This window comes from Jannaschia marina, assembly GCF_013404595.1.
Lineage (GTDB): Bacteria > Pseudomonadota > Alphaproteobacteria > Rhodobacterales > Rhodobacteraceae > Jannaschia > Jannaschia marina.
The window spans coordinates 147,749-166,415 of the sequence record NZ_JABVAX010000001.1 but is presented as its reverse complement, the minus strand read 5'-3'; the positions used below and the strand labels follow the sequence as shown (position 1 = coordinate 166,415).

The window sequence follows — 18,667 nt, the reverse complement described above, 5'->3', positions numbered from 1 at the left end:
AGGGCAAAGGGCAATGGCCGGACAAGATCACGTGAGGCTGTCGGCAGGCAACTTCCTGCAATCCGCGCAAGTCGCCGCCAAAGAGGGCAAACGCGGTGCGCCGCCTGTCCACCTCTGGGATCCGCCGTTCTGCGGCGACATCGACATCGTCATCAAGCGCGACGGCACCTGGTTCCACGAAGGCACGCCCATCGGGCGACCCGGACTCGTCCGACTCTTCTCCTCGATCCTTAAGAAGGAGGGGGACGAGCATTTCCTCGTCACCCCGGTCGAGAAGGTGCGCCTGCAGGTCGAGGACGCACCCTTCGTTGCGGTGGACTTCACCGCCGCGGACGGCACGATCACCTTCGAGACCAACGTGGGCGATCGCGTGACCGCCGGCCCCGACCACCCGATCCGCGTCACCTTCGCCGACGACGGCGAACCCTCGCCCTACGTGGAGGTCCGACGGGGGCTCGAAGCGCTGATCGACCGCAAGTCGTTCTATCGCCTCGTCGACCTCGGCGAGGAGCGGGAAGGCCAGTTCGGCGTGACCTCGGGCGGGGCCTTCTTCCCGATCATCGCCGCCGCCGCACTCGAGACCTGACGCACAGGCCGGTCGCAGTTTCGGCAGAGGCGGTCCGACGGTCGGGCGACTATGTTGCGACGGTCCGCAGACCGAGGAGCCCTCGCATGATTCCCGCCCGTTTCGCCCCAGTCCTCTTCGGTCTGATCCTGTCGGGCCTGATGTCGTTGCTCGTCTCGGGCATCGCGACCCTGCGCGCGGCGGGCTTTGTCGACGGTTTCGCCCTCCTCTGGGTCGGGGCCTGGCTCTCATCCTGGGCGGTCGCTTTTCCGACCGTCCTCGTGGTCGCCCCCATCGCGCGCCGCCTCGTCGCGCGTCTGACCACTGCACCGGATACCTGAGCGCCACAATCGGTGCCGTCATCGTCGGGCCTGACCCTACGATCTCCCGGCGTCCCGCGCAGAGGTCTCAGTCGTGCGCTCCGCGCGGCGGGAAGTCCTTCTCGATGACGAAGTCGAGTTTCGACAGCAGCAGCTTCAGATCGGGCCGCAGGTAGGGGGCCGTCGACATCTCGACCATGTTCACCGTCCCGTCGGGCTTCACCATCGCAAGCCCGGGCTCGGAAAACAGATCCGGGTCGGTCTCCGAGCGCGCCTTCGAGAGGTAGAGCCCCCACTCCCGCGCCTGAGCCTCGGTCATGCCGTAGCCCATCGGGATCGGGTCGAGGCCCCAATCCTCGTGCGCCTGCGTCGCCTTGTCCTTCGGATCCATCGACACGTTGATGACCTCCACGCCCTTCGACAGGAAATCGTCGTAGAGCGCCCGCAACTCGCCCAGGAAATCGCCGCAGATCGGGCAATGCAGCCCGCGGTAGAAGACGATCATGGTGAACGCCTTGGGCGATTGCTCGGCGAGCGACCATTTCGCCCCGATGATGAGTTCGAGGGCGAGGTCCGGGGCCGGCTGTCCGGGCCGGGGGCGGGTCACTTGGGTCATTTGCGTCTCTCCTTCTGGGTTCGCGGGTCAACCGGTGCCGACCGGCCCGGTTCCGCTTCGATCCTGCGCCAGTCTCCGGGGGCGAGGCCGTCGAGCGTCCACCCTCCGACCGACCAGCGCACGAGCCGCAGCACCGGCAGGCCGACGTGGGCGCACATGCGCCGCACCTGCCGGTTGCGGCCCTCGGTCAGCGTCAGCTTCAGCCAGCTGTCGGTCACGCTCTTGCGCATCCGCACCGGCGGGTCGCGCGGCCAGAGCCAGTCGGGCTCCGCCACCGCTTCGACTTTCGCGGGCCGCGTCGGCCCGTCCTTCAGCGTCACGCCCTGCCGCAGCGCGGTCAGTGCGGCGGTGTCCGGCACGCCTTCCACCAGAGCGAAATAGGTCTTCGGCCGCTTCGACGTCGGGTCGGTGATCCGCGCCTGCAACCGCCCGTCGTCCGTCAGGATCAGCAAGCCCTCGCTGTCCCGGTCAAGCCGCCCCGCCGCATAGACACCGGGGACGTCGATCCAGTGCTTCAGCCCGCGCCACTTCCCCTCGTCGGTAAACTGGCTGAGGACATTCATGGGCTTGTTGAAGGCGAGGATCATTTATCCTCAAGTCTGCTATGCAGAACGGAGAGGCTCAAGCACGCAGACAACTTCACCCGGTTTTGCCAGCTTGCACGAGGTATTTCGCCATAGTGGCAGGCTAAACGTCTCCGCTGCGCAGATCGCCCGGCGATCGGGTTTCCGCTTTCCCTCTTGGCGCAAGCCGGCGGGGAAGCCGAAGGCGATGAACCGGTTGAGGATGTTGATGCGACCGTGGAACTCGGCAGCCCCGATGTCGCGGGCGGCGAACGTCACACCCAGAAGCTTCATACGGTTCATCTTGGCCTCGACGCGGCTGCGGAGGCGGTCGCCGCGCCAGTAAAACTTTTCCACGCCGACCCCGCCGATGGACGATCTGCCGCACTGGTATACCCCCGGTCGTTCCGGCTACGATTCCGGTGATGCGCGTCCTATTGATCCTCCTCCTGGGCATCGGCCTGTTGCTGCCACGCGCCGGGGCCGTGCTGGCAGATTTAGCGGGTTTCGACAGCGTTGTGATCTGCCGTGGAGCCGAGTTGGTGACGATCACCATGAGCGCTGACGGCGAACCGATCGATGCCGAGATCGAGGAGCACGGGCCCTGCCTGTCAGCACTGCAGTTTCCCGAGACCGCCGCGCCGACACCTGCCTGGACAGCCTTCGTGCCCAACCCGACCGTCGTTCCGCAAGAGCTGGCTGTCGTCGTTGCCCCGTCCCCGTGGTCCGGCCCTCCCCCTCACCGGGGCCCGCCCGCGGTCTGATCTTTTAGCTTCGCGGACACCCGGCCTGATCGGTCGGATCGCGGCCGACGTGCAGTGCCGCACACGCACTCATGCGCAGTCGATTTCGCGTCGGCATCTACGAAGGTGCCCCGATCACGAAAGTCCGGCTCGTGCCCATGCCCAGCGGACGGCCCGGCGCCCCCCTTTTCCATTCGATCCTCCACGAGAGAGACACATGACGACATCCTTTAGAACAGCGGCCCTTCTTGTCGCAACTTCCCTGACCCTGCCCGCCGCGGCCCATGAGTTCGCCGGCGGTGACCTGTTCATCGGGCACCCCTACACCCACCCGACACCCGGCGTGGCACCTTCCGGCATCGTCTACCTGACGATCCGTAACGACGGCAGCGAACCCGATCGCCTGATCGGCGTCGACGCCCCGGGGTTCGAGGGCACGTCGCTGCACCGCACCGAGATGACGGACGGCATCATGCGGATGCTGCCGCAGGAAGATGGGATCCCGGTCGCACCGGGTGAGACCGTGGCGCTCGAACCGTCGGGTCTGCACATCATGCTGGAGGGCCTGGGCGGGGATCCGTTCGAGCTTGGCGAAGAGATCCCCGTCACGCTGATCTTCGAGCGCGCGGGCCGTGTCGACGTTGTCGTCAACGTCGATCCGCGCGGCGAGGGCGCGGTCGACCATTCGCAGCATGTGATGGAGAGCACCGATGCCGGAACGGCACACTCGGAGCATGGCGAACCTATCAAGACGGCCATCACAGAGACCGGCCATGGCGACATGGCGATGCGTCCCATCGAGGTCGCCTTCGCCGCGGAGGTCGATGGCGCGCCTTTTGCGTGCGGCGAAACCTATACAGGTCTCGGCAGCAAGGGGACGGCGGTGAGATTCAGCGACTACCGCGTCTTCGTCTCCGACCCAAAGGTCATCCGCTCCGACGGGACCGAGATCGCGATCACGCTGAAGGAGGACATCTGGCAGACCGGTGCGACGGCGCTGCTGGACTTCGAGGATGGATCCGCCACCTGCACGAACGGTACGGCGCAGCTGAACACTACATTGCGTGGCCAGGTGCCCGACGGCGAATACGATGGGCTGACCTTCACCCTCGGCGTGCCCTTCGCGGTGAATCACGGTGACCCGACCGTCGCGCCCTCGCCGCTCAACCTGACGTCGATGTTCTGGAACTGGCGCGCCGGCTACCGCTTCGTGAAGATCGACATGCTGCCGCAGGATACCGAAATCGAGGGCTGGTTCCTCCATCTCGGCTCGACCATGTGCCCGTCTGAAGGCCGGACCGACCCTCCGACGGGCACCTGTGCCAACCCGAACCGTCCCACAATCACGTTAACGGGCTTCGATCCGGACACCGGCAGCGTCGTGATCGACCCGGCTCCCGTCGTGGCGGGAGCCGATCTTACGGTCAATGCCCCCGAAACAGCGGCAGGCTGCATGTCCTTTCCCGACGATCCCGACTGCACGACCGTGATGCCGAAGTTCGGCCTACCCTACATGGGGGCACCGGCCGAGGCGCAGATCCTGATCTCGGGGCGCTGAGCCATGGCGCACAAGACGCTTCGCGCAGGCGTCCTCATCCTGGCCGGGGCGATCGCCGCCCCGGCCGGGACCGAGGACTGGAGCTGGAACCTCCCCGACTTTATTCCGCCCCCGCCCGTACCCGAGGACAACCCGATGTCGGAGGCCAAGGTCGACCTGGGACGACACCTCTTCTACGACGGTCGGCTATCGCTCGACGGCACAATGGCCTGCGCCTCCTGCCATGTGCAGAGCCTCGCGTTTTCGGACGGGCGCGCGGTCAGCATCGGAATCGACGGCGAGGCTACGCGCAAGAACGCGCAAGGGCTTGCCAACGTGGGCTACATGCCGATTCTCACCTGGGCCAATCCGCACATGGACAGCATTGAGTTCCAGGCGCTCGTCCCCCTCTTCGGCGACGACCCGCGCGAAATGGGCAGCGGAGGGCACGACGTCGCGATCTTCGAGCGTCTCATGGCCGATCCCTTTTATGCTGATGCCTTCCCGAAGGCGTTCCCCGAACGCGAAGATGCGCAAGCCGACCTCTTCACCGTCACACGGGCGCTGGCGGCCTTCCAGCGCAGCCTGACTTCCTTCGACAGCCCCTATGACCGTTATCGCCATGGGGGTGATGAGGATGCCATATCCGAGGCCGCCAAGCGCGGGGAACAGCATTTCTTCGACCACCGGTTCGAATGCTATCATTGCCATGTCGGTACGCTCCTGACCGACAACCTCCAGACTGCGACCGCGCCTTGGCAGGAAACGGGTTTCCACAACACCGGCCTGCACGCGATCCTGCCCACCCGCACGCCCGGCCTGATCGAATTCACCGGCCGCCCGGAGGACGAGGGCCGCTTCCGCACGCCTTCGCTTCGCAACGTCGCGGTGACGGCACCCTATATGCATGACGGCTCGGTCGCCGATCTGGCGGCGGCCATAGCGCATTACGCACAAGGTGGTCGCGGCGGGCATCCGGGCACGAGCGGCCTGCTGGTCGGCTTCGAGATCACGGAAGCGGAGACAGCGGAACTGATCGCCTTTCTTGAAAGCCTGACCGATGAGACCTTCCTCACAGATCCCCGCCATGCCGATCCCTGGCCGGAAGACCATGCCGCACGGGTCGACCGGGCCATGCCGTAGACCGGGGCCCAGGGTCTTCAACGGCGGGGTAGAGACCATCTTGAACCGATGCCGACTTCAAACGACGCGGCTCGCCATGCGCTCGGAGCCGTTCCGCAGAGGTCTGTTGCGTGACTGAGGCGGAATGGATCTTAGCGAAACGCCGTAGGCGGCCACGCCCATTGATCGGCTTGACGCCATTCGCAACTCCGGTCACCGTTTGCCGCGATGGTTCCCGAAGACCGCTGCGTCCGAGGGATGAAAAGGGAACACGGTGCGGCTTAGCCAACAGGCACCAAATCCGTGACTGCCCCCGCAACTGTGAGCGGCGAGCGACCCCGTCGAAGCCACTGGACGCGAGTGTCCGGGAAGGTTCGGGGAAGCCCAGACCCGCGAGTCAGGAGACCTACCATCGGCGGCGCGCACGCGCCGAACGCAATCAAACCGGGCGGGGTGTCCCGGAAGGAGAGCCGTGTGATGAACCATCGGGCATCTACCCGTGACACGACCGGATTTTCCGTGCCCCGCGCAACGTCGCTGAGGTCGAGATCTTGTCCGATGACCAAACCCTGGCCTTGAGCGGCCGCCAGCCGGCCACGCTATTCGTCATCTCCGCTCCTTCGCTCAGCCGCGGCGCGCTCACCCGGCTCGAGGCCGCCGCGCGCGCCGCAACCCCGGGCCCCGTGCGCCTGATCCGGCTGGAGGGGACGGAGCCAAGCCTGGTCGACGCGCTCGATGCGATGCGCGCCGAAGGCCACCGTCGCATCCGCGTCCAGCCCTTCGGCGTGCCTTTCCCGGAAGGTCTGCTGACCTGGCTTCCCGGCGTCATGGCCGACTGGCGGACGCGGGGGGACAACGCCGACACCACACTCGAGATGGGTCCCGACCCCGCCACTGACGCCGGTTCGCTCGCGGCGCAGGCCACCGCCGCTCTCAGTCGCCGAGCCCGATCCGTCGAGGCAACCTCCCCGCGCCTTGGCAAGCCGGGATGGGCCGACCCACCCGATTTCGAGTTCCACCTCCTCGTCTGCACCGGCCCGCGTTGCGCGGTCCACGGCGCGGCCTCCTTCACGCATCTTCTCAAGGAGGAGTTGAAGGAAGCCGGTGTCTTCGACCGGTGTCTGACGACCCGCACCGGCTGCATCTATCCCTGCAACCGCGGCCCAATCCTCGCGCTCTATCCCCACGGCCACTGGTACCGCCTGCCCGACCGGGCAGCGGTCCGCCGCTTCGTCGCCGACGTCCTGATGGCAGGTGGCACGGCCGACGACCTCAGGTTCCACACCGCGCGGGCTGCCCGCACGACCCCTTCCCAAGCACCGGAGACGACCCCGTGAAACCCAGACCCCTCGCTCTCGCAGCGGCCCTGACTCTGGCGGCCCTGCCTGCCTCGGCCGACCGGATCATCGACATGGCGACCAGCTTTCAGATCCGCTCCATGGACCCGGCCAACCAGGGTTTCTGGATGCAGGAGTTTGGCCAAGGCGAACTGCTGATGAAGTTCCAGCCCGACGGCACGATCACGCCCTGGCTGGCCGAGAGCCTGGAGCGCACGGACGACACGACCTGGATCATCACGATCCGAGACGGCGTGACGTTCCAGAACGGCAAGGTCATGGACGTTCCCGCCGTACTGGCCGCGATCGAGTATCACCGCGAACGCAACTCGGGCACGCAGGCCCAGGTGCCCGCCGAGGCGACCTTCACCCAGACCGGCACGCGCGAGATCACCGTGCGGACGGGCGTCCCCATGCCCGAGCTGCCGAGCATCCTGGCGCATGAGAACCGCCTGATGATCATCGACGTCGAACCGGTGCTGGCCGCCGGCGAGGACTTCGAGGCGCTGGAGGGCGCGGGCATCCATACGGGGCCTTTCAAACTGGTCGATCTCGATGAACAGCGCATGATCGCCGAGCGCCACGAAGGCTACTGGCGTGGAATGCCGACAATGGAGGGCGTGCACCTGCGCTTCGTTTCGGACGCCAACGCCCGCATCCTCGCGGTACAGAACGGTGAGGTGGACATCGCGCTCTATCCGCCGATCTCGGCCGGGCCGGTCTTCGCGGCGACGCCCAACGTCAACCTCGCCCTGGGCGCGCCGTCCACGGGCGGTTTCCTCGGCATCATGAACGTGAGCGACGGTGCCTTCGAGGAGGTTGCCGTCCGCAAGGCCGTCATGCTGGCCGTGGCCTACGCGGAATTGGCGAACGAGGTCTTCCACGGTGCCAAGATACCGGCCACCGGCCTCTACAATCCGCGCTTCCCTTGGGCGGTCGAGAACTATCGCCACGACGTGGACGCGGCCAACACGCTACTCGACGATGCCGGCTGGGTCCGCGACGGCGACACCCGGATGCGCGACGGCGAAACGCTCTCGGTCACGCTCTTGATCTACCCGCCGCAACCCGACCTCGTGCCGCTTTCGAACGCGATGCAGTCCTACCTGCGGGAAATCGGCATCGAGGCCGATATCTCCTCGGTCGACAACATCAACGAGGCGGCCGGCAACGCTCTCGTGCCCTGGGATCTAGCCCTGGTCGCGACAGGTACAGCAACGGTCGGCTCGGTCAGCGGTTTTCTCAATCGCTATGTCGCCTGCAAAGGCGACCGGAACCATGGCGGCTACTGCAACGAACGTGTCAACAAACTGATCGAAGCGCTCGACGTCACCATGAACGAGGAGACCCGCTACGAGATGCTGCGCGAAATCCAGGCAATCCTTGTCGAGGAGGACCCCTACGTCTTCAACGCCACCATCCTGATCGAGCGCGCGCTGGTCACCGATGCCTGGTCCGACTACGTGCCCGCCGTCGCTTGGAACCGCATCAAGTGGGATACGGCACCGAACGAGTGACCGGTCGTCCCGCCTTCCTTCGCGGCGGCGGCCGTCTGCCGGCCGCCGCGTTCCGCATCGCCCAGGCGGTGCTGACGGCCTTCGCCGCCAGCGTCCTCGTCTGGGCCCTCATGCCGCTCGCGCCCGGAGATCCGGCCGAGCGTGTCCTGCTTGCCCGCGGCGTACAGGATCCGACGGCCACCGAGATCGAGGCCGCCCGCATCGCACTCGGATTGGACCGATCGCTCGTCACGCAGTTCGTCAGCTGGCTCGGAGATCTGTTGCGGGGCGATCTCGGCCAGAGTTTCACCAGCCGCCTGCCCGTCTGGCAGGAGATCATGGAACGCCTGCCCGCGACGTTCCTGCTGTTGTCGCTGGCATTGGTCGTATCGACGGTCGTGTCGCTGATCCTTGCCCTCGTCGCCGTCGCCTATCGCGACCGCTGGCCCGACCGGATCGTCCGGCTCTACACCCAGATCGGCGCGGCGCTGCCGACCTTCGTCTTCGCCTTGCTCGCATTGACCTTTCTGGTCGTCGGCCTCGGCATGGGCCGCGTGCTGTCGGAGCCGACTTTCAAGGCCGCACTGATCCCGGCCTTCATCATCGGCCTCGACCGCGGGGCGAGCTGGACGCAGCTGCTGCGTGCCGGGCTGCTGGAGGCGATGGCCAGCGGCTATGCCGAGGTCGCCCGCGCCCGCGGGGCCACCGAACGCCGCATTCTGCTGCGCCACGCGCTGCCGAACGCCATTCTGCCGTTTCTGACGGCCATCGGCGTCAGCGTCGGCGCGCTGATCGGGGGCGCGCCGCTGATCGAGGCGATCTTCTCCTGGCCCGGCCTTGGTGCCTACGTGCTGGAAGCGCTGGCAGCCCGCAACTATCCCGCGATCCAGGGCTTCGTGCTGATTGCCGCGCTCAGCTACGTGACGGCTGCCCTCGTCGTGGACCTGATCGCGCTGATCCTCGACCCGCGGCTCAGGGAGCGTCTGCCATGACACTGCTGAATCCCACCCGGCCCACACCGTTGGAAGCTCCTGTCGATCGCAGCGTATTGCGGTGCCTCTGGCACCACCGCGCCGGGCGGGCGGGTGCGCTTCTGGGCCTTGCACTCCTGGCCTTCGCGACCATCGGGCTCGCCTGGACGCCGCACCCCCCCGATCTGCCGGACTACGCCAACGCGCTGAAGCCCCCGAGCCTGACCCATCCGTTCGGTACCGACGCGACCGGGCGCGACATATTCAGTCGCATCATGGACGGCGCGCATCGCTCTATCGGAGCGGCTCTCGCGGTGCTGGGCGCGATCTTCGGTATCGGCCTCGTCGTCGGCACGCTGGCGGGCCTCGCTGGCGGGCTGCTGGACGCAGTGCTGATGCGCCTTGCCGATATCGCGATGAACCTGCCTGGCCTCGTTCTGGCGTTCGCGGTTCTGGGCCTGCTCGGCCCGGGCTTCGTCAACCTGCTGATCGCGCTGATCGCGGCGGATTGGGCGTGGTATGCGCGCCTCGCCCGCTCCATGGCACTCGACGCACGGGGCCGCCCCCACGTCATCGCCGCGCGCCTCGCCGGTATCCCGCGCCGGCGCATCGTGATGGGCCACGTGCTGCCCGGCGTGGCCGCACAGGTCGGCATCGTGGCGAGCCTTGCGCTCGGCAGCACGATCGGCGCGATCTCGGGCTTCTCCTTCCTCGGACTCGGCGTACAGCCACCGCACGCGGAATGGGGCGCGCTGCTGGCCGAGTCGCGCCTCTACGTGCCCATCGCACCCTGGTTGCTGCTCGGCCCCGCCACGCTGATCTTCCTGTCGGTTCTGGCGGCGAACCTCGTCGGCAACGCCCTGCGCGACCTCGCTGCGCCGGAGGCCCGCTGATGGAGGCCGCGCTCGCCTGCGAGGGTCTGACCGTCACCTACGCGGGCGGCGCGACGCCGGTACGGGGCATCGACCTCGTGGTGGCCCCCGGTATCTGTCTCGCGCTGCTGGGCGGCTCGGGTGCGGGCAAGTCGACCGTGGCGCGTGCGCTGCTTGGCCTGCACGGGCGGGGGACGCGGGTGACGGGGAGGCTGACGCTCGGAGGCCGCGAAATGACAGGGGCAGGCCCGGCCGCCTGGCGCGCAGCGCGTGGCCGCCAGATCGGCTTCGTCGCCCAAAACCCCTGGAGCGGCACCGACCCGCTGCGCGTCGTGCAGGACCACGTCGCCGAAGCCTGGCGCTGCCACGGGCTGGCCGTCTCCTGGGACGAGATCGCAGCCCGCCTCGACGCCATCGGCGTGCCCGAGGCGCGCGATCGCATGGCGCAGCGGCCCCATGCTCCAGCGCGCCTCGATCACCGCCGCCGCGGCTCTCGCCCCGCCCGTGCTGATCGCCGACGAACCGACCAGCGCTCTCGACGCGGACCGCGCGCAATCCGTCCTCAGCGCCTTGCGTGGACAAGGGGCGGCGGTTGTGCTGATTAGCCACGATATCGGACTGGTGCTGCGTAACGCGGACCGGGTCTGCATCCTGCATGACGGCCGCATCGTCGAGAGCGGCCCGCCCGAAGACCTCGCCGCCGCGCCGAAACATCCCGAGACCCGCCGCCTCCTGACGGCCCTCGCTCCCTTGCCCCGGAGAATTGCGCGACCACACCGCGACCCGATCCTGACCCTTGCTGGCGCCTCTGCCGCCTATGCCAATGGCCGGGTCCGCGCCATCGAGGGCGCCGACCTGACCGTCGCGCCCGGAGAGATCGTCGGCGTCCAGGGTCCGTCCGGTTGCGGAAAGTCCACGCTCCTGCGCCTCGCGATGGGGATCGAGCGGCCCACGGGCGGGCAGGTCTCATTCGCCCCCGCGCTCGACCAGCCCGGTGCCATACAGCCGATCTTCCAGAACCCTGTGGCGGGCCTGGTGCCCCGCTGGCCGATCTGGCGCTCGGTGGCCGAGCCGCTCACTGCCCCCGGCCGGCTCCGGCTGCCGAGGTCAGAGCTGCGCGCCCGCGCCATCGCCGTCTTGGCGGAGGTCGGGCTGAAGGCAACCGACCCCGAGGCCCGCCCGGCAGAACTGTCGGTCGGTCAATGCCAACGCGTCGCCCTCGCCCGCGCCACGCTCGCGCGCCCCGCCCTGATCGTCGCCGACGAGCCGACCAGCGCGCTCGACGGCCCGTCCACGTGGCGCGTGAGCACGTTGCTGAGCGACGCCGCGGAATCCGGAGCCGCAGTCCTCGTCGTCAGCCACGACAGCACCTTCCTCGCCCGACTGGCCGACCGCATCGTCCGGATGGCAGAGGGACGCACGCTGTCGTCGAAGCCAGTGCCCTCTTCCGCTGCGGAACCGAGCCGAAGACCGCGATGATTCTACCGGAGTCCCTTTGGCGCAAGTCGACCGAACCCTCGCCCGCATGATCGCCCGGTTCGATACCGGACCGATCCCGGCGGCGCTTGTCAGGCCCGGGGCAGCGCGGCTACATGCAATGGATCGGTGCCCTGCCACCGGTGGCCGGTTAAGGAGTCGCGTGATGCGCCCTCGCCATCGCTGCGTTTTTTCGAAACGGCTCTGTAGCCCTGCCCCGCTGCTTGTATGAGGGTATTGTGTGCCCGATCGAAGAAACGGTCGAGACATCTTACCTTCCCGATGAAGCTGATCGCATCTTTGGCGTCCCGGCAGAGGCGGTTTCGGGTTTCATGACGCGGCCGAAGGCGAGTCTGCACGCGAACGGAACCTCGCCAGTCCGTATTGACGGAATTCTCTTTCCCGCTCGGCGGCCTGCTTCACGCTGTCGACTTTGATTTGCCGGGGTGATGGAGGTGGCGCGGAACCTACGAAGGGCACCCCACAACCCATGCTGATGTCTCGTCAATGCGCTGCCGCCCACGTTCCGCCCTGACCCGCGTCCACGGTGAGCGGAACCGAGAGGTCGACGACGGGCATGTTCGCGCCCTCCATCACCCCGCGGGCGCGGTCGATCAGCTTGTCCACGTCGTCCTCGGCGACCTCGAACAGCAGTTCGTCGTGCACCTGCAGGAGCATCTTCGCGTCGAGCCCGGCGATCGCGTCCTCCATCCGCACCATGGCGCGGCGGATCACGTCGGCGGCAGTGCCCTGGATCGGTGCGTTGATCGCGGCGCGCTTGGCGAACCCGGCCCCGGGCCCCTTGGCGTTGATCTCGGGCGTGTGGATGCGACGACCAAAGAGCGTCTCGACACGCTGGTGCTCCTTGGCGAACTTGACCGTGTCGTCCATGTAGTCGCGGATACCGGGGAAGCGTTCGAAATAGGTGTCGATGAAGGCCTGCGCCTCGCCGCGCGGGATGCGCAGGTTCCGGGCGAGGCCGAAGCCCGAAATGCCGTAGATCACCCCGAAGTTGATCGCCTTGGCCTGCCGCCGCACCTCGGGCGTCATCTCGTCGAGCGGCACGCCGAACATCTCGGACGCGGTCATCGCGTGAATGTCCTGCCCGTCCCGAAACGCCTGCTTCAACTGCTCGATTCCGGCGATATGCGCGAGGATCCGAAGCTCGATCTGGCTGTAGTCGAGCGCGACGAGCACGCGCCCCTCGGGCGCGACGAAGGCCTCCCGGATGCGGCGGCCCTCCTCGGTGCGGATCGGGATGTTCTGCAGGTTCGGGTCGGTCGAGGCGAGGCGCCCGGTGTTGGCCCCGGCGATCGAATAGGAGGTATGCACCCGCCCCGTCTCGGGGTTGATGTGCTCCTGCAGGGCATCGGTGTAGGTCGACTTCAGCTTCGAGAGCTGCCGCCAATCGAGGATGAGCTTCGGCAGATCATGCTCCGTCGCCAGATCCTCCAGCACGTCGGCCCCGGTCGACCAGGCCCCGGTCTTCGTCTTCTTGCCGCCGGGCAGACCCATCTCGCCGAAGAGGATCTCGCCCAGCTGGCTCGGGGAGCCGACGTTGAAGGGTTTACCCGCCGTCGCGTGGATCTCCTCCTCCAGCCCGGCCATCTTCTGCGCGAACTTGCCCGACATCCGGCTCAGGACCTCGCGGTCGACCTGCACGCCCGCCCGCTCCATCCGGGCGAGCACGGGCACGAGTGGCCGCTCCAGCGTCTCGTAGACCTGCGTGACCCGGTTGGAATGCAGCCGCGGCTTGAAGAGCCGATGCAGGCGCAGGGTGACATCGGCATCCTCGGCGGCATAGGGCGCGGCCTTGTCGATGGCGACGCGGTCGAAGGTGATCTGGCTCTTGCCCGAGCCGATCAGCTCCTTGATCGGGATGCACTGGTGATTGAGGTAGCGGTCGGCGAGCGTGTCCATGCCGTGCCCGTGCAACCCGCCGTTCTGCGCGTAGGAGAGAAGCATGGTGTCGTCGATCGGCGCGACCTCGATGCCGAGGCCAGCGAAGATCTTGACGTCGTACTTCATGTTCTGCCCGACCTTGAGGACTCTCGCGTCCTCCAGCATGGGCTTCAGCATCTCGAGCGCGCGCTCCATCGGCATCTGCCCCTCGGCCAGCGCGTCGCCGTCGAAAAGATCGCCGCCCCCCGACCGGTGACCGAGCGGCACGTAGCAGGCCTCGCCCGGAGCCACGGCGAGTGACACACCCACGAGATTCGCCGTCATCTCGTTGAGCGAAGTCGTCTCCGTGTCCACCGCCACCGTGCCAGCCTGCGCGATCCGGTCGAGCCAGTCCTGCAGGGCCGCCGCGTCGGTCACGACCGCATATGTCGAATGGTCGATCGGCGGGTCTTCGGGGGCGTCCGGCGCATCAGTCGCCGGAGTGACCTCGACCATGGCCGGCGGCTCCGTGCCAAGACGCTCGGCGATGCGGCGGGTGAGGGTGCGGAACTCCATCTCGTTCAGGAACGCCAGCAGACGATCGGCATCGGCCTCCCGGATCTCCAGATCGTCGAGCCCGAACGGCAGGTCCATGTCGCAATCGAGCTGCACGAGCTTCTTCGAGAGCTCGATCTGCTCGCGCTTCTCGATCAGGGTCTGGCGGCGCTTCGGCTGCTTGATCTCCTCGGCGCGGTCGAGCAATTCCTCGAGCGAGCCGTATTCCTGGATGAGCTGCGCCGCCGTCTTGATCCCGATGCCCGGTGCCCCGGGCACGTTGTCGACCGAATCGCCGGCAAGCGCCTGGACGTCGACCACACGGTCGGGGCCGACACCGAACTTCTCGAAGACGCCGTCGTCGTCGACCCGCTTGTTCTTCATCGGGTCGAGCATCTCGACCCCGCCGCCGACGAGCTGCATCAGGTCCTTGTCAGACGACAGGATCGTAACACGCCCGCCCGCGTCCCGCGCCCGGTGGGCCAGCGTCGCGATGATATCGTCGGCCTCGAAGCCCTCGATCTCCTCGCAGGCAATGTTGAAGGCCCGCGTCGCCTCGCGCGTGAGCGGGATCTGCGGGCGCAGGTCCTCGGGCATCTCGTCGCGGTTGGCCTTGTACTGGTCGTAAAGATCGTTGCGAAACGTGTGGGAGCCCTTGTCGAAGATCACCGCCACATGGGTCGCCGCATCCGCGCCCGCGTTCCCTTGCACATAGCGGTCGAGCATGTTGCAGAAGCCCGAGACGGCCCCGATCGGCAGGCCGTCGGACTTCCGGCTGAGCGGCGGCAGCGCGTGGAAAGCGCGGAAGATGAAGGCCGATCCGTCGATCAGGTGCAGGTGACACCCCTTGCCGAAACTCATCGCACGCTCCCCTCGTCTGGCTGACCTTCGTCATGCCACGAACGCCATGGGGGTGCCACCGCTCTTCCTCAGGCGGGCAATCCGTAGGGGGCCGGCCACATCTCCCGATGGCAGCGCAGCGCGCTCAGACCATCCGGGTGCCGACCATGTGCCAGGTCACCGCGACGAAATAGACGACCGAGGCGGCGACGACGAAGCCATGCCAGATGGCATTGTGAAACCGCAGCTTCTCCCACATCAGGAAGGGCGTCCCCGCCGAGTAGAGGAGCCCGCCCGCGAGCATCAGCGCGAAGACCGGCCAGGAGGTCATCGCCAGCACCTCGCCGCCGCCAATCAGAACGGCCCAGCCCATCGAGAGCCCGATCCCGATCGAGAGCGCCGTCGACCGGCGGCGGCGCAGGAAGGTCGTCGCCGTCGCCACGACGGCCGCCGTCCACATCGCGGCGAGGAAGGTATTTCCCGTCCCCGTCAGCAGGGCGAAGGGCGTCACCGTGCCGGCTATCTTGAGGTAGATCGCCGAGAGGTCGAACCGACGCAGCCAGTCCTGCCATTCGGGCTTCGGCATGTGGTTGTAGGCCAGCGACGCCGAAAGCATCAGGATGAGCGTCGCACCGTAGATCGAGACGGCCGCGATCTCCGCCGCCGTGCCGCGCAGGACCGCCGTCAGCGTGATGAGCACTGGCACCGCCGCAAGCGCGAGGACGAGACCCGTGATATGCACGATCGCATCGCTCAGTCGCTCGGCCCGATCATAGGGCCGGCAGGTCGCGAAAGGGGAGCGATCATCGGTCATGGACAGGACGTTAGCAGGAAATTCTTAACAATCATCTCACAACCCTGCGTGCAGCGGTCAACCATGGAGCCGGAGGGCGAGTCGGATGGATTGCGGCGTCGGCGTCCACCGTCCGAAACGCAGACCCGCCGCCTGCAACATCTCGCCCACCCAGACGTTGCAGGTGCGCCAGAGGTCGAACCGGCCCGCCCCCTCGAAGAAGGCATCGCTCGCCGTGAAACCGGGATGTGCCAGCGCCGTGCCGTCGGTCGAGGCCCGGATCGCGGCCAGCAGCCGTGCATATTGCGCCGTGCTCAGCCGCAGGACCGGCGTGCCGGAAAGATCGACGTCGCCCAGGACATCGATCCGCAAGACGGAATCATCGCCGGTAACTGCCCGCCAGATCGGCCCGGCTTCCATGTCGGCGTAGGTGCCCGTCGCCGTGTAGAAGTCCCGCGCGCCCCAGCCCACGAGGATCCACCGCGCCTCGGCGGCCCCGACGGGCACGCCGACGCCGCCGGCAAACGCAAAGGCCGCCCGCGTCTCGGGCGTCGCGGGCAGGACGAAATCGTAGTGGATCGCCGTCCCGACGAGGTGGATCGCCACGTCATCGCCCGCCGGCGTCCCGCGCGAGGGCAGGGCCGCACCGGCGAGCCCGGCCAGATACCAGACGACGGGCAGGGAGAGGAGGAGCGAAACCCAGCGGAGAAGGCGTCTCAGTGGCCGTCGCCTTCGAGGATGAAACGCTTGTCGCAATAGCCGCAGTCGACGAACCCGATCTTGGGGTCGATCGACAGCCACACGCGCGGGTGACCGAGCGCCGGGCCGCTGCCGTCGCAGGCAACGCGCGTGGTGGTGACCGTCTCCGTCTCGGGGGGCGGCAGGTCGGTCTGGCGGCTGGGATAGCGCGGGGTTCCGGTGGTCATGGCTGGGCCTCGGGGCTGTCGCTGGCGTCTCTTGCGGGCCTTATGGCGCATCGCCCCCCGGCCCCGCAAGGGAGGGCAGGAACGCACAAGCGCCTTGCGTCAAAGGGATGTTGCCAGACGGGGTCGGTCCTTCTACCTCCGTCGGAACGCCGACGTCGGGAGGAGCCGCCATGACCAACGCCATCGAGATCGAGGGCCTGCGAAAGATCTATGGCGGCGACGGGAAGACCCCGCCGAAAGAGGCGCTGAAGGGTCTCGACCTGACGATCCCTACCGGCAGCATCTTCGGGTTGCTCGGGCCGAACGGAGCCGGAAAATCCACGACGATCAACATCATGGCGGGCCTCGTGCGCAAGACGGCGGGCAAGGTTCGGATCTGGGGGTTCGACCAGGATCAGAACCCGCGCCAGGCCCGCGCCGCGATCGGCGTCATGCCGCAGGAGCTGAACCTCGATCCCTTCTTCACGCCCGCGGGCGCGCTCGACGTGCAGGCCGGGCTCTACGGCGTGCCGAAGGCGCAGCGAAAGACGGCAGAAATTCTTGATCTCGTGGGACTTTCCGACAAGGCCGATGCCTATGCGCGCACGCTCTCGGGCGGGATGCGGCGGCGGCTTCTGCTGGCGAAGGCGCTGGTGCATCATCCGCAGGTGCTCGTCCTCGACGAGCCGACGGCGGGCGTCGACATCGAGCTGCGGCAGATGCTCTGGCGCAATGTGCGGCGGCTCAACGAGGAACGCGGGATGACGATCATCCTGACGACGCATTACCTCGAGGAGGCGCAGGAGATGTGCGACGAGATTGCCATCATCGCTGAGGGCGACCTCATCATCCGCGACAAGACGTCCAATCTTCTCAACAGGTTGGATGCGAAGACCATGGTCATCACGCCCGAGGCCGAGGTGGGCGAGATCGACCTGCCCGAGGGTATCGAACTCGACCGGCGGACGGACGGGTCACTTGCGTTCAGCTATGCTCGCAACACCGTGTCGGCGGAGGATCTGCTCGGGTTCGTCCATGGGCAGGGGATCTCGATCCGCGACGTGCGGACGGAGGAAGCGGATCTGGAGGACGTCTTCGTCTCGCTGACCCATCGGGCGTGAATTTGAACGTTTTGTACAAAACTCCGAGGCCGGTTTTTACGTTTTGTACGTTGTCTTCCCGGGCCAGATCATGTCCTTCGCGGCCAGCGCCGCACCCGCGGTGATGAGCAGGCAGGCCACGGCCACGACCCACGTCAGCTCCGCCTGCCCGGCCGCGATCAGCACGAGTGTCGAGAGAAGCGGGGCCGCGTAGCTGGCCGCGCCGAGGACGGGCAGGTCGCCCCGCTTCACGCCGATGTCCCAGAGGAAGAAGGCGAGGCCGACCGGCCCGAGGCCCAGCCCGAGGATGGCGAGCCATTCGATGCCGGCGGGGCGCACCGTCTCTTCGAGCCCGAGATGCGCCAGTGCCGACAGGAGCGCCGTCGCGAGGCAGAACCCCGTCACCGCGTCCGTCGGCACCGAGGCGAAGCGCCGCGACAGGACGGAATAGCTCGACCAGAAGAACGCCGCGACGAGGGCGATCGCGTAGCCGGTCGCGTACTCCGACGACAGGCTCACGCCCTGCCCGCCCGTCACGATGAGCGCGGCCCCCGCAAGCCCGAGGAGCGCGCCGATGAGGTGATGCGGGCGCAGGCCCGCGCCGAGCGCGGAGAAGAGCACGATGAGAAGCGGCCAGAGATAGGCGATGAGACTCGCTTGCACGGCGGGCGCGTTACGCAGGGCCAGAACGTAGAGCAGATGATAACCGAAGAGCCCGCCCACCCCCAGCGCCCAGACGCGCAAGGGTTGCCGCCAGGCCCGCCAGCCGCGCCTGCGCAGACCAGCGAGACCGCCGAGCGCCCCGCCGATGGCGAAACACATCGCCAGAAGCTGCAACGGCGGCACGTCGCCGGAGAACGTCGTGAAAAGCGCGAGCAGCGCCCAGAGAACAATCGCGCCGAAGCCGGCGAGGGTGGCGGTGGTCTGGCCCATGGCAGAGCGATGACCGCTGCGGCGACACCATGCAAGCACCGC

At 67.5% G+C, this 18,667-nt stretch carries 20 protein-coding genes and 1 riboswitch; of the genes, 12 read left to right on the top strand and 8 right to left on the bottom strand.

Going from position 1 to position 18,667, the window contains the following annotated elements:
• Positions 1 to 13: 13 nt before the first annotated feature.
• Both HSX43_RS00855 and HSX43_RS00850 read left to right on the top strand, forming a co-directional pair.
• The gene (locus tag HSX43_RS00855; RefSeq protein ID WP_179378192.1) at positions 14 to 586 is read left to right on the top strand and encodes a DUF1285 domain-containing protein; all 573 of its coding nucleotides are present in this window, start codon (positions 14 to 16) and stop codon (positions 584 to 586) included.
• An 86-nt stretch (positions 587 to 672) separates the two neighbouring features.
• The gene (locus tag HSX43_RS00850) at positions 673 to 906 is read left to right on the top strand and encodes a DUF2798 domain-containing protein (protein ID WP_179378191.1); all 234 of its coding nucleotides are present in this window, start codon (positions 673 to 675) and stop codon (positions 904 to 906) included.
• A 67-nt stretch (positions 907 to 973) separates the two neighbouring features.
• Here HSX43_RS00850 and HSX43_RS00845 read toward each other — a convergent pair whose 3' ends face one another.
• From HSX43_RS00845 to HSX43_RS00835, 3 genes are read right to left on the bottom strand one after another with little or no spacing between them, the layout of a single operon-like run.
• Positions 974 to 1,501: a redoxin domain-containing protein gene (locus HSX43_RS00845; RefSeq protein ID WP_179378190.1), complete on the bottom strand. Its 528-nt coding sequence runs from the start codon at positions 1,499 to 1,501 to the stop codon at positions 974 to 976.
• Positions 1,498 to 2,088: a pseudouridine synthase gene (locus HSX43_RS00840; protein ID WP_179378189.1), complete on the bottom strand. Its 591-nt coding sequence runs from the start codon at positions 2,086 to 2,088 to the stop codon at positions 1,498 to 1,500. The genes HSX43_RS00845 and HSX43_RS00840 overlap by 4 nt, the downstream gene beginning before the upstream one ends.
• A gap of 15 nt (positions 2,089 to 2,103) precedes the next feature.
• Positions 2,104 to 2,421 carry a hypothetical protein gene (locus HSX43_RS00835; protein WP_179378188.1) on the bottom strand — a complete coding sequence of 106 codons (318 nt, stop codon included), beginning with the start codon at positions 2,419 to 2,421 and terminating at the stop codon, positions 2,104 to 2,106.
• Between the two features lie 80 nt (positions 2,422 to 2,501).
• On the opposite strand from HSX43_RS00835, the gene HSX43_RS00830 reads away from it, so the two are divergent.
• The 9 genes from HSX43_RS00830 (at position 2,502) to HSX43_RS00785 (ending at position 11,621) form a co-directional block, all read left to right on the top strand.
• Positions 2,502 to 2,828 carry a hypothetical protein gene (locus HSX43_RS00830; protein WP_179378187.1) on the top strand — a complete coding sequence of 109 codons (327 nt, stop codon included), beginning with the start codon at positions 2,502 to 2,504 and terminating at the stop codon, positions 2,826 to 2,828.
• 196 nt (positions 2,829 to 3,024) lie between these two features.
• Positions 3,025 to 4,365 (top strand): MbnP family copper-binding protein, encoded by a 1,341-nt coding sequence (locus HSX43_RS19530; protein WP_235962435.1) that lies wholly within the window; start codon positions 3,025 to 3,027, stop codon positions 4,363 to 4,365.
• Positions 4,366 to 4,368: 3 nt separating this feature from the next.
• Entirely contained in the window at positions 4,369 to 5,487 is a 1,119-nt protein-coding gene (locus HSX43_RS00815; protein ID WP_179378186.1) for a methanobactin export MATE transporter MbnM, read from the top strand.
• Between the two features lie 192 nt (positions 5,488 to 5,679).
• A riboswitch (cobalamin riboswitch) is annotated at positions 5,680 to 5,894 on the top strand.
• A gap of 147 nt (positions 5,895 to 6,041) precedes the next feature.
• Positions 6,042 to 6,803, top strand: a complete 762-nt coding sequence (locus HSX43_RS00810) for a (2Fe-2S) ferredoxin domain-containing protein (RefSeq protein WP_179378185.1) — start codon at positions 6,042 to 6,044, stop codon at positions 6,801 to 6,803.
• Complete coding sequence (locus HSX43_RS00805) at positions 6,800 to 8,320, top strand: ABC transporter substrate-binding protein (protein WP_328794903.1); 1,521 nt, start codon at positions 6,800 to 6,802, stop codon at positions 8,318 to 8,320. The genes HSX43_RS00810 and HSX43_RS00805 overlap by 4 nt, the downstream gene beginning before the upstream one ends.
• Positions 8,317 to 9,291 carry an ABC transporter permease gene (locus tag HSX43_RS00800; protein WP_328794901.1) on the top strand — a complete coding sequence of 325 codons (975 nt, stop codon included), beginning with the start codon at positions 8,317 to 8,319 and terminating at the stop codon, positions 9,289 to 9,291. The genes HSX43_RS00805 and HSX43_RS00800 overlap by 4 nt, the downstream gene beginning before the upstream one ends.
• Positions 9,288 to 10,163: an ABC transporter permease gene (locus HSX43_RS00795; RefSeq protein ID WP_179378184.1), complete on the top strand. Its 876-nt coding sequence runs from the start codon at positions 9,288 to 9,290 to the stop codon at positions 10,161 to 10,163. The genes HSX43_RS00800 and HSX43_RS00795 overlap by 4 nt, the downstream gene beginning before the upstream one ends.
• The gene (locus HSX43_RS00790) at positions 10,163 to 10,747 is read left to right on the top strand and encodes an ATP-binding cassette domain-containing protein (protein ID WP_179378183.1); all 585 of its coding nucleotides are present in this window, start codon (positions 10,163 to 10,165) and stop codon (positions 10,745 to 10,747) included. The genes HSX43_RS00795 and HSX43_RS00790 overlap by 1 nt, the downstream gene beginning before the upstream one ends.
• On the top strand, positions 10,737 to 11,621 hold the full coding sequence (locus tag HSX43_RS00785) for an ATP-binding cassette domain-containing protein (protein ID WP_179378182.1): 885 nt from the start codon (positions 10,737 to 10,739) through the stop codon (positions 11,619 to 11,621). Before HSX43_RS00790 ends, HSX43_RS00785 begins: the two co-directional genes overlap by 11 nt.
• 501 nt (positions 11,622 to 12,122) lie before the next feature.
• Here the strand turns inward: HSX43_RS00785 and polA are convergent.
• The 4 genes from polA to HSX43_RS00765 form a co-directional block, all read right to left on the bottom strand.
• Positions 12,123 to 14,915, bottom strand: a complete 2,793-nt coding sequence (polA, locus tag HSX43_RS00780; RefSeq protein ID WP_179378181.1) for a DNA polymerase I — start codon at positions 14,913 to 14,915, stop codon at positions 12,123 to 12,125.
• 124 nt (positions 14,916 to 15,039) lie between these two features.
• Positions 15,040 to 15,708 carry a PAQR family membrane homeostasis protein TrhA gene (gene trhA, locus HSX43_RS00775; RefSeq protein WP_179378180.1) on the bottom strand — a complete coding sequence of 223 codons (669 nt, stop codon included), beginning with the start codon at positions 15,706 to 15,708 and terminating at the stop codon, positions 15,040 to 15,042.
• A gap of 57 nt (positions 15,709 to 15,765) precedes the next feature.
• Positions 15,766 to 16,488, bottom strand: a complete 723-nt coding sequence (locus HSX43_RS00770; RefSeq protein WP_328794898.1) for a TIGR02117 family protein — start codon at positions 16,486 to 16,488, stop codon at positions 15,766 to 15,768.
• Positions 16,404 to 16,613 carry a zinc-finger domain-containing protein gene (locus HSX43_RS00765; RefSeq protein ID WP_179378178.1) on the bottom strand — a complete coding sequence of 70 codons (210 nt, stop codon included), beginning with the start codon at positions 16,611 to 16,613 and terminating at the stop codon, positions 16,404 to 16,406. The genes HSX43_RS00770 and HSX43_RS00765 overlap by 85 nt, the downstream gene beginning before the upstream one ends.
• Before the next feature lie 170 nt (positions 16,614 to 16,783).
• Between HSX43_RS00765 and HSX43_RS00760 the strand changes: the two genes are divergently transcribed.
• The gene (locus HSX43_RS00760) at positions 16,784 to 17,713 is read left to right on the top strand and encodes an ABC transporter ATP-binding protein (protein WP_179378177.1); all 930 of its coding nucleotides are present in this window, start codon (positions 16,784 to 16,786) and stop codon (positions 17,711 to 17,713) included.
• 36 nt (positions 17,714 to 17,749) lie between these two features.
• Here HSX43_RS00760 and yddG read toward each other — a convergent pair whose 3' ends face one another.
• The gene (gene yddG, locus HSX43_RS00755; RefSeq protein ID WP_179378176.1) at positions 17,750 to 18,625 is read right to left on the bottom strand and encodes an aromatic amino acid exporter YddG; all 876 of its coding nucleotides are present in this window, start codon (positions 18,623 to 18,625) and stop codon (positions 17,750 to 17,752) included.
• Between the last annotated feature and the right edge of the window lie 42 nt (positions 18,626 to 18,667).

Bases quoted from the DNA above. Each gene is read 5' to 3' on its own strand.
- HSX43_RS00795 (WP_179378184.1), top strand. From the start codon at position 9,288: ATGACACTGCTGAATCCCACCCGGCCCACACCGTTGGAAGCTCCTGTC.
- HSX43_RS00855 (WP_179378192.1), top strand. From the start codon at position 14: ATGGCCGGACAAGATCACGTGAGGCTGTCGGCAGGCAACTTCCTGCAA.
- HSX43_RS00790 (WP_179378183.1), top strand. From the start codon at position 10,163: ATGGAGGCCGCGCTCGCCTGCGAGGGTCTGACCGTCACCTACGCGGGC.
- HSX43_RS00840 (WP_179378189.1), bottom strand. From the start codon at position 2,088: ATGATCCTCGCCTTCAACAAGCCCATGAATGTCCTCAGCCAGTTTACC.
- HSX43_RS00760 (WP_179378177.1), top strand. From the start codon at position 16,784: ATGACCAACGCCATCGAGATCGAGGGCCTGCGAAAGATCTATGGCGGC.
- HSX43_RS19530 (WP_235962435.1), top strand. From the start codon at position 3,025: ATGACGACATCCTTTAGAACAGCGGCCCTTCTTGTCGCAACTTCCCTG.
- yddG (WP_179378176.1), bottom strand. From the start codon at position 18,625: ATGGGCCAGACCACCGCCACCCTCGCCGGCTTCGGCGCGATTGTTCTC.
- HSX43_RS00845 (WP_179378190.1), bottom strand. From the start codon at position 1,501: ATGACCCAAGTGACCCGCCCCCGGCCCGGACAGCCGGCCCCGGACCTC.
- HSX43_RS00815 (WP_179378186.1), top strand. From the start codon at position 4,369: ATGGCGCACAAGACGCTTCGCGCAGGCGTCCTCATCCTGGCCGGGGCG.
- HSX43_RS00765 (WP_179378178.1), bottom strand. From the start codon at position 16,613: ATGACCACCGGAACCCCGCGCTATCCCAGCCGCCAGACCGACCTGCCG.
- polA (WP_179378181.1), bottom strand. From the start codon at position 14,915: ATGAGTTTCGGCAAGGGGTGTCACCTGCACCTGATCGACGGATCGGCC.
- trhA (WP_179378180.1), bottom strand. From the start codon at position 15,708: ATGACCGATGATCGCTCCCCTTTCGCGACCTGCCGGCCCTATGATCGG.
- HSX43_RS00850 (WP_179378191.1), top strand. From the start codon at position 673: ATGATTCCCGCCCGTTTCGCCCCAGTCCTCTTCGGTCTGATCCTGTCG.